15 protein-coding genes and 1 tRNA gene are annotated in these 14,054 nt (G+C 62.8%); 7 read left to right on the top strand and 9 right to left on the bottom strand.

Annotated features, from left to right (window positions below; all coding sequences use genetic code 11):
- Window positions 1–71: 71 nt before the first annotated feature.
- Window positions 72–221: a hypothetical protein gene (locus FZZ90_RS07565; protein WP_226425112.1), complete on the bottom strand. Its 150-nt coding sequence runs from the start codon at window positions 219–221 to the stop codon at window positions 72–74.
- A gap of 165 nt (window positions 222–386) precedes the next feature.
- Window positions 387–683, bottom strand: a complete 297-nt coding sequence (locus FZZ90_RS07560) for a hypothetical protein (protein ID WP_226425111.1) — start codon at window positions 681–683, stop codon at window positions 387–389.
- A 466-nt stretch (window positions 684–1,149) separates the two neighbouring features.
- On the opposite strand from FZZ90_RS07560, the gene FZZ90_RS07550 reads away from it, so the two are divergent.
- Window positions 1,150–2,292, top strand: coding sequence for a class I SAM-dependent RNA methyltransferase (locus FZZ90_RS07550; protein ID WP_226425110.1), 1,143 nt, complete (start codon window positions 1,150–1,152; stop codon window positions 2,290–2,292).
- Here FZZ90_RS07550 and FZZ90_RS07545 read toward each other — a convergent pair.
- From FZZ90_RS07545 to FZZ90_RS07535, 3 genes are read right to left on the bottom strand one after another with little or no spacing between them, the layout of a single operon-like run.
- Window positions 2,274–3,140 carry a hypothetical protein gene (locus FZZ90_RS07545; RefSeq protein ID WP_226425109.1) on the bottom strand — a complete coding sequence of 289 codons (867 nt, stop codon included), beginning with the start codon at window positions 3,138–3,140 and terminating at the stop codon, window positions 2,274–2,276. The genes FZZ90_RS07550 and FZZ90_RS07545 overlap by 19 nt on opposite strands.
- A 60-nt stretch (window positions 3,141–3,200) precedes the next feature.
- Window positions 3,201–3,587, bottom strand: coding sequence for a phage holin family protein (locus FZZ90_RS07540; RefSeq protein WP_226425108.1), 387 nt, complete (start codon window positions 3,585–3,587; stop codon window positions 3,201–3,203).
- Window positions 3,587–4,009 (bottom strand): YqjD family protein, encoded by a 423-nt coding sequence (locus tag FZZ90_RS07535; protein WP_006850868.1) that lies wholly within the window; start codon window positions 4,007–4,009, stop codon window positions 3,587–3,589. The genes FZZ90_RS07540 and FZZ90_RS07535 overlap by 1 nt, the downstream gene beginning before the upstream one ends.
- A gap of 59 nt (window positions 4,010–4,068) precedes the next feature.
- On the opposite strand from FZZ90_RS07535, the gene FZZ90_RS07530 reads away from it, so the two are divergent.
- From FZZ90_RS07530 to FZZ90_RS07520, 3 genes are all read left to right on the top strand, one after another.
- Window positions 4,069–4,425 (top strand): hypothetical protein, encoded by a 357-nt coding sequence (locus FZZ90_RS07530; protein ID WP_226425107.1) that lies wholly within the window; start codon window positions 4,069–4,071, stop codon window positions 4,423–4,425.
- Between the two features lie 50 nt (window positions 4,426–4,475).
- Window positions 4,476–8,081 (top strand): chromosome segregation protein SMC, encoded by a 3,606-nt coding sequence (smc, locus tag FZZ90_RS07525; RefSeq protein ID WP_226425106.1) that lies wholly within the window; start codon window positions 4,476–4,478, stop codon window positions 8,079–8,081.
- A gap of 90 nt (window positions 8,082–8,171) precedes the next feature.
- Window positions 8,172–9,239: a PRC-barrel domain-containing protein gene (locus FZZ90_RS07520; protein ID WP_370631042.1), complete on the top strand. Its 1,068-nt coding sequence runs from the start codon at window positions 8,172–8,174 to the stop codon at window positions 9,237–9,239.
- A 25-nt stretch (window positions 9,240–9,264) separates the two neighbouring features.
- On the opposite strand, the gene msrB is transcribed toward FZZ90_RS07520, so the two are convergent.
- The 3 genes from msrB to FZZ90_RS07505 all read right to left on the bottom strand — a co-directional run bounded on the left by msrB (window position 9,265) and on the right by FZZ90_RS07505 (window position 11,069).
- Window positions 9,265–9,666 carry a peptide-methionine (R)-S-oxide reductase MsrB gene (gene msrB / locus FZZ90_RS07515; RefSeq protein WP_226425105.1) on the bottom strand — a complete coding sequence of 134 codons (402 nt, stop codon included), beginning with the start codon at window positions 9,664–9,666 and terminating at the stop codon, window positions 9,265–9,267.
- 28 nt (window positions 9,667–9,694) lie between these two features.
- Window positions 9,695–10,978 carry a glycosyl transferase gene (locus tag FZZ90_RS07510; RefSeq protein WP_226425104.1) on the bottom strand — a complete coding sequence of 428 codons (1,284 nt, stop codon included), beginning with the start codon at window positions 10,976–10,978 and terminating at the stop codon, window positions 9,695–9,697.
- Between the two features lie 9 nt (window positions 10,979–10,987).
- Window positions 10,988–11,069, bottom strand: a tRNA-Leu gene (locus FZZ90_RS07505).
- 119 nt (window positions 11,070–11,188) lie between these two features.
- Here FZZ90_RS07505 and accC point away from each other — a divergent pair.
- Window positions 11,189–12,535 carry an acetyl-CoA carboxylase biotin carboxylase subunit gene (gene accC, locus FZZ90_RS07500; protein WP_226425103.1) on the top strand — a complete coding sequence of 449 codons (1,347 nt, stop codon included), beginning with the start codon at window positions 11,189–11,191 and terminating at the stop codon, window positions 12,533–12,535.
- A gap of 2 nt (window positions 12,536–12,537) precedes the next feature.
- Here accC and FZZ90_RS07495 read toward each other — a convergent pair whose 3' ends face one another.
- Complete coding sequence (locus FZZ90_RS07495) at window positions 12,538–12,855, bottom strand: YggT family protein (RefSeq protein ID WP_255613704.1); 318 nt, start codon at window positions 12,853–12,855, stop codon at window positions 12,538–12,540.
- A 92-nt stretch (window positions 12,856–12,947) separates the two neighbouring features.
- On the opposite strand from FZZ90_RS07495, the gene psbX reads away from it, so the two are divergent.
- Together psbX and FZZ90_RS07485 are read left to right on the top strand one after the other, a co-directional pair.
- On the top strand, window positions 12,948–13,070 hold the full coding sequence (psbX, locus tag FZZ90_RS07490; protein WP_006851281.1) for a photosystem II reaction center X protein: 123 nt from the start codon (window positions 12,948–12,950) through the stop codon (window positions 13,068–13,070).
- A 49-nt stretch (window positions 13,071–13,119) separates the two neighbouring features.
- Complete coding sequence (locus tag FZZ90_RS07485) at window positions 13,120–14,052, top strand: Ycf66 family protein (RefSeq protein WP_226425102.1); 933 nt, start codon at window positions 13,120–13,122, stop codon at window positions 14,050–14,052.
- Window positions 14,053–14,054 lie beyond the last annotated feature (2 nt).

Here is a 14,054-nt window from a genome sequence, read left to right as displayed (position 1 = left end):
AATTCCATCGAGCAAGGCTGCTCAAGCTTCGAGTGGGTTGCATCAAGGAGCGACAGGCTTGCTCCCAAGTGTCAATCCAGCAGCAACTCCTCCACCACTGGCTCCCCTAGGTCTTGGCCCCCTCCAGACAGCCAGCACTTGAAGGCATCAGGGTCATTGGCACGTAGTGCTGCCACCAGCTCCCCCATCAGGAACAGAGCAATGCGGGTGTCTTGAGGCATCGGTCCGACGTGACTGCCTTGAGTGTTCCCTGCTGTTGGCAGGCAAGAAAAAACCCAGGCGTGAGCGTCGCCTGGGTCCCTCGTTGCTTTGGACCCTCCATTCATAAGAGCGTTATTCGTTTTTGTTCTGAGGTTCCGCTGAGAGTTTGCTTGCCTCTACACATCTCAACTCTGTTCGCGAGATTTCTTCGCCGCAAGCCCGGCTTCAACCGCTGTTCCAGCCGCGAGAGCGACTAGCCCTAGCAAGCCAATCAACTGGTTTTGGATTTCCTCAGCACCATCTGCTTCTTGTCCAAGCACTGCACCAAGTACGAACCAGGTTGTTGCCAGAACAGATGTCATCCAATAAGCCTTCCAGCGGCGCTGGTACAAGTACCCAGCACCTAGCCCCGGAACCACGTTCAAGGTGACGGCTACCCAGCCCGCGGATGCCGCGAGGATCTCTTTTTTGGTGGGTGCCATAAGGACTGGTACTGGTATCCATGACCATTTTCGTGGGCCAAGACACCAACCGTGCGCCGCGGCCAAAGTACCCATGAATTTGTCCTGAAATTTGTCCTGATTAGCGGACACCACGATTCCTGGTTAGCGAGAACCCTTGTCTTGGAATGGTTGAGGGGGCCTTCCAGCCCCCATGAGTCATTTGGGTGATAAGGCTGACTTCACCCCATCTCCCCTAAGGGTCAGGCAGCAACAGGGGCTGCTTGACGGGAGAAACGAACGATGTTGTTCGCAGTTACGGGTTTGCTCTCACCGAGCAGGCTTCAGTCACCCTCCTCATGCCCCGTCGAAACCATTGCAGCCCCGTAAGGGGGAATGGAGCTGAGCGGAATCGAACCGCTGTCCGAAACACTGGTGTGGATCACCTAGTCCGACGAAGCCGGACCCTGTCATTCTGACAGGAGTGGTGGCCTGGAGCACAACGCCCTTGGGTCGAACAAACCGGCTATCCGCTGTTGCCGTTGTGCCCCAAGGCCTGGAGGCAGCTGGCGGCGAAGAACTCAGCGGCCTTGGGGCCCATGACGTGAAGCCTGGCAGGCGTGCCGTCAGCTTCGAAGCGGACATGGCCTGCCTGTACCGGCTGCACCTTCAAGCTCGACTGCCCTTCCGTCTTTTGCGGCAGGTGGCGCGCTTCCCCTGCCAAGGCCGAGACGACCTCTACGACGGCATCCGCCAAGCGCTCGACTGGGAACGCTGGCTGCATCCATCGATGACCTTCCGGGTGGATGTGACCGGAACGACACCGGGGCTGAACCACAGCCATTTCACGGCGTTGCAGGTCAAAAACGCCCTTGTGGATGCCCAACGGGATCTCTGGGGGGAGCGTTCCTCCATCGATCTCGACGATCCCGACCTCTCCCTGCATCTCCACCTCGGCCGTGGGGAAGCACAACTGAGCCTCGATGGCAGTGGCGGCAGCCTGCACCGCCGTGGCTACAGGGCAGCCATGGGGGCAGCACCCTTGAAAGAAAATCTGGCCGCTGGTCTGATCCGCCTGACGGGCTGGGATGGAAGCCAGCCCCTCGTGGACCCTTGCTGCGGATCCGGAGTGCTGTTGATCGAAGCGGCCTTGGCCGCCTTGCAGCAGGCCCCAGGATTGGAGCGCCGCTTTGCCCTCGAAGGCTGGGCCGATTTCCAACCCGACCTCTGGGACAAGGAAGTGGATCGCGCCCGGCAACGGCGCAGGGGAGACCTCAGCCTTCCCCTACTGCTGGGGATCGAAGCGGATCCCAGCATTGCCGATCAGGCCCGCGCCAATGTGGAAGCCGCAGGACTGAGTGGAGTCATCCGCATCTGCACCGGCTCCTTCGAAGCCGAAGCCCTACCTGAAGGCCCAGGGGTGTTGGTCTGCAACCCGCCCTACGGCCAGCGCATCGGCGACGAACAGGAACTCGATGCGCTCTACAGCGCCCTGGGGCAATTCGTACGCCAGGAAGCCTCCGGTTGGCAGCTATGGCTGCTCAGTGGCAATCCCAAACTCACCGGGGCGCTTCGGCTCAAAGCATCACGGCGGATTCCTGTAAGCAACGGCGGCATCGATTGCCGGTGGCTTCAATACGAGATTCGCTGAAAACGCTTGCTCCACCCCGCAACAAGTAGCGAACCGTTGAGCAAAAGATCCCCGGATTCAGACACCTGCGTGGTGAATAAAGCGGCGGGCTCAAGAAGCGAAAGGTTCCTCTCCCAAGCTGCATACAGCTCTTGGTGAATGGCTTGAGCCATCGCATCTGGCGCCTGAAAATACTTGTATCGGGGCTGCGCCTGAAACGTCAGCCCGTTTGCACTCATCTTTGCTTTCCGTTCAGACAACTGCTGAGCATTCTCTGAATACTCACAACGAACTGTATTCACCACAATGCGCTTGAAACGCTTGAAAAATGGGTGCTGGAGATAAGCACGCATCATCTGATCATTTTCAGAGGGCAACTGCAAACGCCCCATGGAACGCTTGGCGAGCTTTGTGCTTACACGGTGTTGGCCATTTCCCTTCTCGTCCCGTACCCCTTTCAGCAGCTCACGTTTTCGAAGAGAACGGGGCCAATAGGAGGAGTCGATTCCGCGCAACACCTGGTAAAGATCCACATGCAGCAACACAAACTGAGGCAATGAAGGCTCACGAGCCAGCAACTTCACATGACTGGCCTGAAAAAAAGATTTCTTATGCCAAGCAACCTTGTAATCATCATGCTCTCGATAGCTACGATCCCTGCACGACTTACTGAAACACTGGGCAAACTCAGGACCAAACAAAGGCAGTTTCTCTCTATAAGCAGCCTGTAAAAGAGTCGACTTACCCGATCCACAAGGGCCAGCAACAATCATCAATGTATTCGAATCAGGAGCATCTTGATTCGAAAAATCCGTGCAAGAACGAGGTGGATTTACGCCAAAGAAATTCAGGGCATCGGGCCAACCCAAATTTCTTCTCCTTGGACATTATTCCAATCTTAACCCAGCTTTAATCCTTTTTTTAAACGTTCAAGCCCGTCCGATCACCGCCCGTACCGTTTTCATCAGTCCCTCCAGTGTTTGAGGCAGGAACGGCCCCTTCAGCACCTGGCCACCGATGCGCAAGCTGATGCCCGCCAGCACCAGATTGGCCACGGCGAGGGTCAACAGTGCGCGCATCCAATCCAGCTCCCACTGGGCCTGAATCCACAGCAGCAACGACGCCTCCCCCGCCAGCAAAGCCAGAAACATGGCGGTGCCGCCGATGGCGAGGAACAAGCCACCGCTGATCAGTCGGCGTTTTTCCCGATCCACCTCCTGCAGCGCAATCCGCACATGCAGGTCCATCACTGACGCCGCCAGTGCGGTCACCCGAGCTGCCGCTCCAAATCCGCGGGGAGAGTTCTTATCAGCCATCAGGAACGCCGGCCCCCGCGAAGCATGCTGCCCAGCAGCAACCCAACACCAAGGGCAACACCCACAGCCAGCAGCGGTCGCTGGCGCACAGGCGCCTCGATCTTCGGCCTCAGGGTGCTGTTCAACTCATCCAGCAACTGTTCGAGTTGCTCTTCGAGGGGATCCAGGCTGTCGGCCCAGTCGCGGCTTCGGTCACCGGCGCTATGGAGGAGCTCTTCCAGCTGCTCGCGAACCCCTTGAGGGGTCAGGCCTGTGTTCTGTTCGATCAACCGAACCAACTCATCCACACTCCCCCGGGTGGCCTCGAGGGTGTGCTCAGCCAGATCCGGCCAGCGCTCCTGGATTGTCGGCAGCAGGCTTTCGAACCTCTCGCGGAAGTGGTGCTCGAATCTGCCGTTGGACTGCGGCGATGGCGAAGCCATAAAGACCGTTGGCAGAAACCTTTAGAAGGGTAGGGAGACTGAAGGCTGAGGGAAAGTCTTTGCCGCGATACGCCCTCCTGCGCCACACCGGAGCACCGGACGACCCCTCTGGATGCCATTTCGATCTGCTGCTTGAGGATGGGGACAGCTGCCGAACTTGGCGACTATCCACAGTGCCGCAACCCAACGAAGCAGCTCAACCGGCGGTCCCCCTGCCTGCGCATCGAAAGGTGTGGCTGGAACCACGCAGTGCTGCAGTTTCGGGCGATCGGGGCTGGGCCGAACGAATCCATGCCGGCAGCTACAGCGGCGTGATCCCAAAGGCAACAGATGCGGACGTCACCCTGCAGCTCGAGGGCGACCTTCAGGGCTGCCTGCGCATCACAGCTGGGCACTGTTCCTTATCGAACCCTTGAGCTTTTTGTGGGTTCCGCTAGTTTCAGCCTGCTGAAAGCCCCTGTTCCTGTTGGTTCATATCAATCAGGTTGGGCTGACGCACTTCAAGTCGTTCGGCGGAGCGATGAGCATCCCTCTTGAGGAGGGATTCACCGTCGTGACCGGACCCAATGGCTCCGGGAAAAGCAACATTCTTGATGGCGTTCTGTTCTGCTTGGGCCTGGCCACCAGTCGTGGCATGCGGGCAGACCGCCTGCCAGACCTGGTCAACAGCGGCATGCTCAAGGCCGGCAAGGCCGCTGAAACAACAGTCAGTGTCCGCTTTGATCTGAGCGACTGGACACCCGATGCCGCCGAGGAAGGCTTGGAGGCACCGGCAGAGGGACCGTGGATTCAACCGGGACAGACGGAATGGACGGTCACCCGCAAACTGCGGGTGATGCCGGGGGGCTCCTACAGCTCCAGCTACAGCGCCGACGGGGTGCCCTGCAACCTGCAGCAGCTGCAGACCCAGCTGCGCCGCCTCCGGATTGATCCCGAGGGCAGCAACGTGGTGATGCAGGGGGACGTCACCCGCATCGTCTCGATGAGCAACCGCGACCGCCGCGGCCTGATCGATGAACTGGCCGGTGTTGCCTTGTTCGACACCCGGATCGAACAGACCCGCCGCAAGCTCGATGACGTTCAGGAGCGCCAAGAGCGCTGCCGGATCATTGAGCAGGAACTGCTAGCCAGCCGCCAACGGCTGGAAAAGGACTGCGCCAAGGCCCGGCAGTACCAGGAGCTCAGGGAACGGCTGCAACTGGGACGCCGCCAGGAAATGGTGCTGGCCTATGAGGCAGCCCAGCAGGCCCTCAAAGATCTGGCCACGCGTCAACAGGCGCTGGAAGCCCAGGAACAGAGAGACGCCGCGGCCATTGCCAACGGCCGGGAGCAGCTCAACAAGGCTGTGGCCGAACTGGACCTGCTGCAGGAGCAGGTGAAGGCCCTGGGCGAGGACCAGCTGCTGGCGGTTCAGGCGGAACTGGCTGGCCTCGACACCAGCAACCGCGAACTGGATCGCCAGGCCAGCCTCCATCAAGAGGAAGGGCAGAAACTGCAGGCGCAGCGCCAAGACCTCGCCACCCGTCGCCAGCAGTGGCAGCTCCAATCACGGGAGCTTGAACGCGATCCCCATCAGGACGCCTTGAACGCTGCAGAAGACCACTGCAAAGCCGCTGAAGCGGCGGTGGAGATGTCCCGCCGCAGGCTGGCGGATGTGGCGGGCCGCTCCGGCGCCTGGGTGGAGGAACAGAAGCGCCGCAGTGGTCGGCGTCAGGAATTGCAATCCAGCGTCGCTCCTTTGTTGGAGGAACAGCAGCAGTTGCAGGAACGGCTGCGCCAGGAACGGGAACGGCTGGAGGAGCTCACCCAGGAGCAGCACCAAGACGGCGCCGACGGTGACGCCGTGCAGCAACAGCTCGCAACCCTGGAGGAGACCTGGCAAACCCTGCTGCAATCCATTGCCGACGGCAAACAGGAGCTCCAGCAGACCGCCGAATCCCTGGCCATCCAACAGCGCACCCGCAGCCGACTGGAACAGGAGCAGACCCGCTTGGAACGGGAGATCGCTCGCCTGGAGAGCAGGCGGGATGCCCTTCAGGAAAGCCGCGGCACCGGAGCCCTGCGCCTGCTGCTGGAGGCCGGCCTCGATGGCATCCATGGTCCTGTGGCCCAACTGGGGGAGGTGGAGGATCGCCATCGCCTTGCCTTGGAGGTGGCCGCCGGAGCCCGTCTCGGCCAGGTGGTGGTCGACGACGACCGCATCGCCGCCCGCGCCATCGAACTGCTCAAGAGCCGCCGTGCCGGCCGGCTCACCTTCCTGCCTCTGAACAAGATCCGCGCTCCTGGTGGAGGTGGATCAGCCGCTTTTGCCCGGGGGGCACGCCCCGGTGGGGACAGCGGCGCTGGACTGATCGGCCGGGCCGTGGAACTGGTGCGGTTCGAGCCGGTCTACGACCAGGTGTTCGCTTACGTCTTCGGTGACACCTTGGTGTTCTCCGACCTGGCCAGTGCCCGCCAACAGCTGGGCCGCTCCAGGGCGGTGACCCTGGATGGCGAGCTGCTGGAGAAGAGCGGCGCCATGACCGGCGGCAGCTTCTCCCAGCGAAGCAGCAGCCTCAGCTTTGGCCGCAGCAGCGATCAGGACGAAGCCGAACCCCTGCGGCGGCGCCTGCTGGAACTGGGGGAATCTCTGGTGGCCTGCCGGCGGGAGGAGTCGAAGCTGGCGCAAGTGATCGAGCAACAAAAACCCCAGCTGCGCGAACTGGAAAAGCAACAAGCAGCCCTGATCGCCGAGCGCAATGCGGCCCGGCGCAACCACGGCCCCCTGCTCGAGCGCAGCCGCCAGCGGGCCGAACGGCTCAGCAAGCTGCAGCAGGATCAGACCGAGCAACAGCAACGACTCGAAGCCATCAGCGCTGCACTCACCCCACTCACCGCAGAGCTCCAGGCCTTGGATGAGGCAGAGCGCAACAGCGGTAACAACGACGATGCCGCCGCCTGGGCCCAACTGCAGACGGAACAGGAAGCCGCCGACCAACGGCTGGAAACGGCCCGCAGCGAACGTGACCAGCTGCTGAATGCCCGCCGCGAGCGGCAGCTGGCGATTGAACGACTGGGGGATCAGGAGAAGGCCCTGGCCGCCGAAGAAGCCCGGTTGCAGGAGGCGGTGAAGGTCCTGGCTAGCGCCCATGGGGCCTGGCGCCAGCAACAGAGCGACCTCCAGGACAAGCGCAAACAGCTCGAGCAGCAGCAGAGCGACCTGCAGGAGCGCTTCGGCAGCCAACGCCGGGCCCGGGATGCCGCGGAAGCCGAGGTGGGCCGGCAGCGTCAGGCCCTGCAGCAGGCCGAATGGAATCTGGAGCGACTCAAGGAAGACCGCGAAGGATTGATCGAAGAGCAGCGCAGCGGAGCGGTGCGCCTGCAGGAGATGGAGCAGGCCCTGCCGGACCCGAGACCGGAGATCCCGGAGGCCCTGCGCCTGGCGGGCCTGGAGGCGTTGCAGGCCGATCTGCAGGCGATCCAGCAACGCATGGAAGCCTTGGAGCCCGTAAACATGCTGGCGCTGGAGGAACTGGAGGCCCTGGAACAGCGGCTCAACGAACTGAACGAACGGCTCGAGGTGCTCAACAGCGAGCGGGAGGAACTGCTGCTACGGATCGAAACGGTGGCCACCCTGCGCCAGGACGCCTTCATGGAGGCCTTCACGGCCGTGGACGGACATTTCCGCGAGATCTTCGCCTCGCTCTCCGATGGTGATGGCCACCTTCAACTGGAGAACCCGGAGGAGCCCCTGGAAGGAGGCCTCACCCTGGTGGCCCATCCCAAAGGCAAGACCGTGCGGCGCCTGGCCTCGATGTCGGGTGGGGAGAAATCACTCACCGCCCTGAGCTTCCTGTTTGCCCTGCAGCGCTTCAGGCCGTCGCCGTTCTATGCCCTCGACGAGGTGGACAGCTTCCTCGACGGCGTCAATGTGGAGCGCTTGGCTGCTCTGATCGCCCGTCAAGCCGAGGCAGCCCAGTTCATGGTGGTCAGCCACCGCCGCCCAATGATCGGCGCAGCCCAGCGCACCATCGGCGTGACCCAGGCCCGCGGCGCCCACACCCAGGTGGTGGGTTTACCGGATGCCGCCTAAACGAACTGAGTTTTCGCTGTGCAATCTGAACGTGACAGGCGGAACCCCTGCGCCACAATGATCTGACTGTCCATGGCCGAGGGCCCGCGCTTGACCCCGACCCCTACCCCAACTGACGCCATCACCACTGGCGTGCCCAGCGATCGCCTCTGGTTGCGCTCCGAACTGATGGGCACCCAGGTGATCACCCGTGACACCGGCCGCCGCCTAGGGGTGGTGGGTGAAGTGATCGTCGATATCGACCGCCGTGAAGTGGTCGCCGTCGGACTGCGGGACAACCCACTGACCCGTTTTCTGCCCGGCCTGCCGCGCTGGATGCCGCTGGACCGGATCCGTCAGGTGGGCGACGTGATCCTGGTGGATTCCGCCGACTCCCTGAGTGAGAACTTCAACCCCGAGCGCTACAGCCGGGTGATCAACTGCCAGGTGATCACCGAGTCCGGCGAGCAGCTCGGGCGCGTACTCGGCTTCGCCTTCGACATCGAAACCGGAGAACTCACCACCCTGGTGATGGGAGCCCTTGGCGTGCCCCTGTTGGGGGAAGGAGTGCTGAGCACCTGGGAAATGCCGGTGGAGGAGATCGTCAGCAGTGGCCCGGATCGGATCATTGTTTATGAGGGTGCCGAAGATAAGCTCAAACAGCTGAACAGCGGCGTGCTGGAGAAGCTGGGGGTCGGTGGCCCCAGCTGGGAAGAGCAGGAGCGGGAGCGCTACCGGGTCAACCTGGTACCCGTCGAAAATCAGCTCACCTCCGGCCAACCGCAGGAGCAGGAGCAACGACGGCTCAAGGCTTCAGAAGCCGAGCGGCTTGAAGCTGATGCAGAACTGGAATACGTGGAACTGGAGGACCGGCGGCAGGAGTCCATGCAGCAACGCCGCTACCTCGATGAGCCCCAGCGGTACGACGAGCAGAGCTACGCGGAACCACCCCGCTACGACGAGAGGCCTGCTGAGCGAGCTCGGACCTTCAACGAGCCCGCGCCCTACGAACAGGAGCCTGCCTATGAAGAACAGGCTGCTTACGAAGAACAGCCCCCACGGCGAGCGATGCCAGCCTCCCGCCGAGCGGTTCAGCAGTCCGGCGAGCCCCTGGATGTGGAACCGATGGAAGACAGAGCACCCCAGCGCCGAAGCCAGGATCTCGACGATCCCTGGTGAACGGGCCGAAGGCGCCGATAGTCGTTCAGGACGCCTTGAAGTCCAACGATGCACTGTTGACGCAATAGCGCTGGCCCGTGGGCGCGGGGCCATCAGGAAAGACGTGCCCGAGGTGAGCGTCACATTGAGCGCAATTGATTTCGGTGCGCACCATCCCGTGGGTCAGATCCTCCTTGATGGTGATTGCCTCAGAATTCACTCCGTCCCAGAAGCTCGGCCAACCCGTTCCCGAATCGAACTTGGTATCGGAACTGAACAGGGGTGCGCCACAGCAGACGCAGTGGTACATCCCGGTGGCTTTGTTGTTCCAGTAAGCCCCGGTGAACGCTCGCTCGGTGCCGCCGCAGCGGGCCACCTGGAACTGCTCCGGGGTGAGTGATTGTTTCCACTCCTCGGCGCTGCGTTCGACCGGATTGGACGGAGTCATGGTCGTCGAAACCAGAGTCCAGCGCAGCCTAGGAAGCGTTGAGCTCTCGAGGAAGCAACCCCCTCACCTCGGAGGCCAATGCCGCCACCGCCCCAGGCTCTCCGCGCAAGGCCTGGAGGTCCTGGCGCTGACCCTCCAACCGCTCGGGCGCGTTCAACCAATCGCAGGCCTCCAGCGCAATCGCCTCGGGGGTGATCGCCCCCACCCGCTCCGGCACCACGGCGCGACCCGCACTGATGTTGGGCCAGGCCATAAACCCGTTGTTACGCAGACGCCAGAAAGTCAACAGAACTCCGATCAGACGCCGCAGACCCGGCAGTCGCGCTAGCAGCCCCAGCCCGCCGTCCCAGGCCTGCATCACCTCCAGGTGCTGAGTGGGAACAATCACGATCATCGGCACCGCAAGGGCGCCGAGTTCGGCCGTGTTGGCACCGACCGTGGTCAGGGCCAGGGCGCACTGGCTCAAGGGGCCATGGGCCGGATGCTGCTCCAGCAGAAGAATCCGCGTCCCAGCCGCGGTCACGATCTCTGTTGCAGACCCACTCCGGTCAAGCGACGCCACGGAGGCGCTGTAGCGGGAAGCAATCGGGTTGGATGCGCCGGCGAAACGCAGCAGCTCATCAACGCTTGTAGTGGGAGCCAGCGGCAGCAGAAAGCGGCATCCGGGTTGCAACCGAGCCAGACGATCCGCGGTGTCGAGCAGAAAGGGCATACCAACGCTCAACTTGGCCGGCTTGGATCCCGGCAGCAGGGCCACCCACCGGCCCTCAGGGAGGGGATCCTCGCGGCGAGCGAAGGACGACAGATCCGCCATCAGATCGCCAACCACGCGGCATCGGGGCTGGTAACGGACCGGCAGCTGGCGCCTCACCGCGTCCGACATCGCCGCAATCCGATCGTTCCAGCCCGGCCAACGCGCCACCCACTCGGCATAGGTGATGTGGCGGTAGCCGAGACGGGCCGAGAGCAGGACAGTCCAGAACTGATCACCGCCCAAGAAGACCACCACACCCTTCTGCGGCCATGGGCCGTAGCGCTGGGGACGCAACAGCAGCGACCAAAAGCGCCATGCCGGCACGATGCGCTCAAACAAGCCCCAGGGCTCAGCTGCCGCGCGCTCCTGGCCGGTGGCATTGGGGCAGGGCACCAACACCAAATGCAGGGATGCCGGTGCATTCGAAGACCGGGGACGCAGGCGAAGGCTGGCGTGCAGCCGCTCGGCCAGTGGGCGGACCCAGGTGGTCAACTCACCGGGACCGTTCGAAACAAGAACTACGGCCGGTCCTGGTTCTGCTGGGCGGGGACGGGCCAAAGAAAAAAATGCGGATGGCGAGACTTGAACTCGCAAGGCCGAAGCCACACGCCCCTCAAACGTGCGTGTCTACCAATTCCACCACATCCGCGTGGTCGACTTCACCGCTCGGGTGTTGTCGAGGACAGATCATACCGGGCAGGGTCTTCGCTCTCGGCATCTTCGGTCTGCGCTGATACGATCCGGCGTCAGGCCTGAACATGCTGCGGGATGCCCATCGGCAAAGTGCTGATCGCCAACCGCGGCGAGATTGCCCTCAGGATCATTCGAAGCTGCCGCGAGCTCGGCATCGCCACCGTGGCGGTTTACAGCTCGGTGGATAAAGACGCTCTGCATGTGCAGCTCGCAGATGAAGCGGTCTGCGTGGGCGAAGCCCTGAGCAGCAAGAGCTACCTCAACATTCCCAACATCCTGGCGGCCGCAACCTCCCGCGGTGCTGACGCCATCCACCCCGGTTACGGCTTCTTGGCGGAGAACGACAAGTTTGCCGAGATGTGCCGTGATCACGGCCTCACCTTCGTTGGACCGTCCCCCCACGCGATTCGCTCGATGGGGGACAAGTCGACCGCGAAGTCGACCATGCAATCGGTGGGGGTTCCCACGGTGCCCGGCAGTGCAGGTCTGCTCAGCAGCACAAAGCAAGCGGCCGTCCTGGCCGAAGAGATGGGCTATCCCGTGATGATCAAGGCCACCGCCGGCGGCGGCGGTCGCGGCATGCGCCTTGTCCCAGACGCCAGTCAGCTGGAAAGCCTCTACAAAGCAGCCCAGGGGGAAGCGGAAGCCGCCTTCGGCAACCCCGGCTTGTACATGGAGAAATTCATCGATCGGCCGCGCCACGTGGAAGTGCAGGTGTTGGCCGACCGCCACGGCAATGTGGTGCATCTTGGCGAGCGGGACTGCTCGATTCAGCGCCGTCACCAGAAACTGCTTGAGGAGGCCCCAAGCCCAGCCCTGGATCCCGAGTTGCGCCGCCGCATGGGAGAAGCCGCCGTAGCTGCTGCCCAAAGCATCAATTACGAGGGCGCCGGAACGGTGGAATTCCTCCTGGACCGCAGCGGGGGCTTTTATTTCATGGAGATGAACACCCGGATCCAGGTAGAGCACCCGGTGACCGAAATGGTCACGGGTGTGGATCTGATCGCCGAGCAGTTGCGCATCGCCGGTGGCGAACCCATCAGCGTGCGCCAGGAAGAAATCCAACTCACCGGCCATGCCATCGAATGCCGGATCAATGCTGAGGATGCGCGCCATAACTTCCGTCCCGCCCCCGGACGCATCACCGGATGGCTGCCCCCCGGCGGGCCGGGTGTGCGCGTCGACAGCCACGTCTATACCGGCTACGACATCCCACCCTTCTACGACTCCCTGATCGGAAAGCTGATCGTTTGGGGCAAGGATCGCGACCACGCCATGGCCCGGATGAAGCGGGCCCTGAACGAATGTGCCGTCACCGGGATCCCAACAACTGTGGAATTCCACCTGGAGATGCTGGATCGGCCGGAGTTCATCAACGGCGATGTGCACACCAAATTCGTGGAGCAGGAGATGCTCCCCTGAGCTCAGGCAGCCGCCTGGGCGTTCATCAGGATCTGTGAGAGCAGCCCCTGCTGACCGACCAATAACTCGCGCACGAGACTGATCAAACCCACCCAAATCACCGGGGTGACATCGACCCCACCGATCGGGGCGATCACGCGGCGGCTGACCGCCAGCACCGGCTCCGTCGGCCACGCCACCACAGGCCAGGCCCCCTGATTCAGGTCGACCTGGGGGTACCAGGTGAGCACGATGCGCAGCAGGAATGCCAGGGTCCAGGCAGCCAACAGCAGGCCGAGAAACAGGTGGAGAACTGGCAGGGCCTGGAGCAGCAGCGGCATCACAAAGCTCAAAGCAAATCGTCTCCTCATCGTAGAAAGACGGCATCGCTTCTTAAGATCACCGCGGCTTTGATGCAGACGGCAGTAACCCCATGACCCCCTCCCTCTCCAACTTTCTGAGCAGCCTCCTTTGGGGAGGTGTGATCGTCGTGATTCCTGCCTCCATTGCCCTGTTTCTGCTGAGCCAGACCGACCAAGTCGATCGCAAGCTCTGATCTTCCCCTGGCGCCCCTCGTAGACTGACTCCTAAGCGGGAGCAGAGCTTTGGTTAACGCCAGTCTCAATTGGGCCAGCATCGTCGGCATCGTTTTGGCCGTCGGCGGCGCTCTGCTCTATTTCATGCGGTCGTTCAAGCCCGCCCTGGCCCGGGACTACGACGTGTTCTTTGCAGCCATCGGGCTGCTCTGCGGCGGCATCCTGTTCTTCCAGGGCTGGCGCCTCGACCCGATTCTTCAGTTCGGCCAGTTCCTGTTAGCAGGGACAACCGTTTTCTTCGCCTACGAAAGCGTGCGCCTGCGTGGCGTCGCCACCGAGCAGGCGCGGCGCTCCGCCTATTTCGACGACGAACCCGCGCCAGCCCGGGGCGGAGGCCAAGGCGGTCTCCGGGGCGGCTGGGAGGACGGCGGTTACGACCGTTTTGATGAACCCCAGCCGGTGCGACGCCGCTTCTCCGGCCGAGACGATGAGGCCGAAGACCGGCCCGAAGAGGAGTTCTACCGGCCGCGCCGCTCCAGCCGTGCCGCCATTCCTGAGGAAGCCGCCAGTCGTCGCTCCTCAGGACCTGATCAAGGCGATTCCGGCTGGGGACAAAACGACGAACGCTCCCGTCGCATGGCTCGCTTCCGTGCCGGAGAAGCCCGGGATGAACGCCGTCCCGACTTCGGCTCCAGACGGACGGATCGAGACGAACAACGCCGCGGCAGCCGTCCGATGGGGCGGCCTGAGCGTCCTTCCGGCGAACCCGCTCCCTCAGGAGCAGAGGATGCCGCCTTCACCCCCAGCCGCAGTTCAGCGCCGAGTAGTGCGGCACCGAACCGGGGACGCCCCAGCGCCAATTCCAGTGCCGCGAGCGACTCCAGGCGATCCGCGGAACAGCCACTGGCCTCGAACCGGCCCAGCAGCAACCGCCAACCCCCCCGCAGCTCACGGCCCTCCTCCGGCAGACCGCGGGACAACAGCTCCCGCTTCGACGACTGAGC

Origin of the sequence: Synechococcus sp. MU1617, from assembly GCF_020514235.1 — a bacterium.
Lineage (GTDB): Bacteria > Cyanobacteriota > Cyanobacteriia > PCC-6307 > Cyanobiaceae > Parasynechococcus.
The sequence above is the reverse complement of the archived record's forward strand: the minus strand, read 5'-3'. Positions and strand labels throughout refer to the sequence as shown.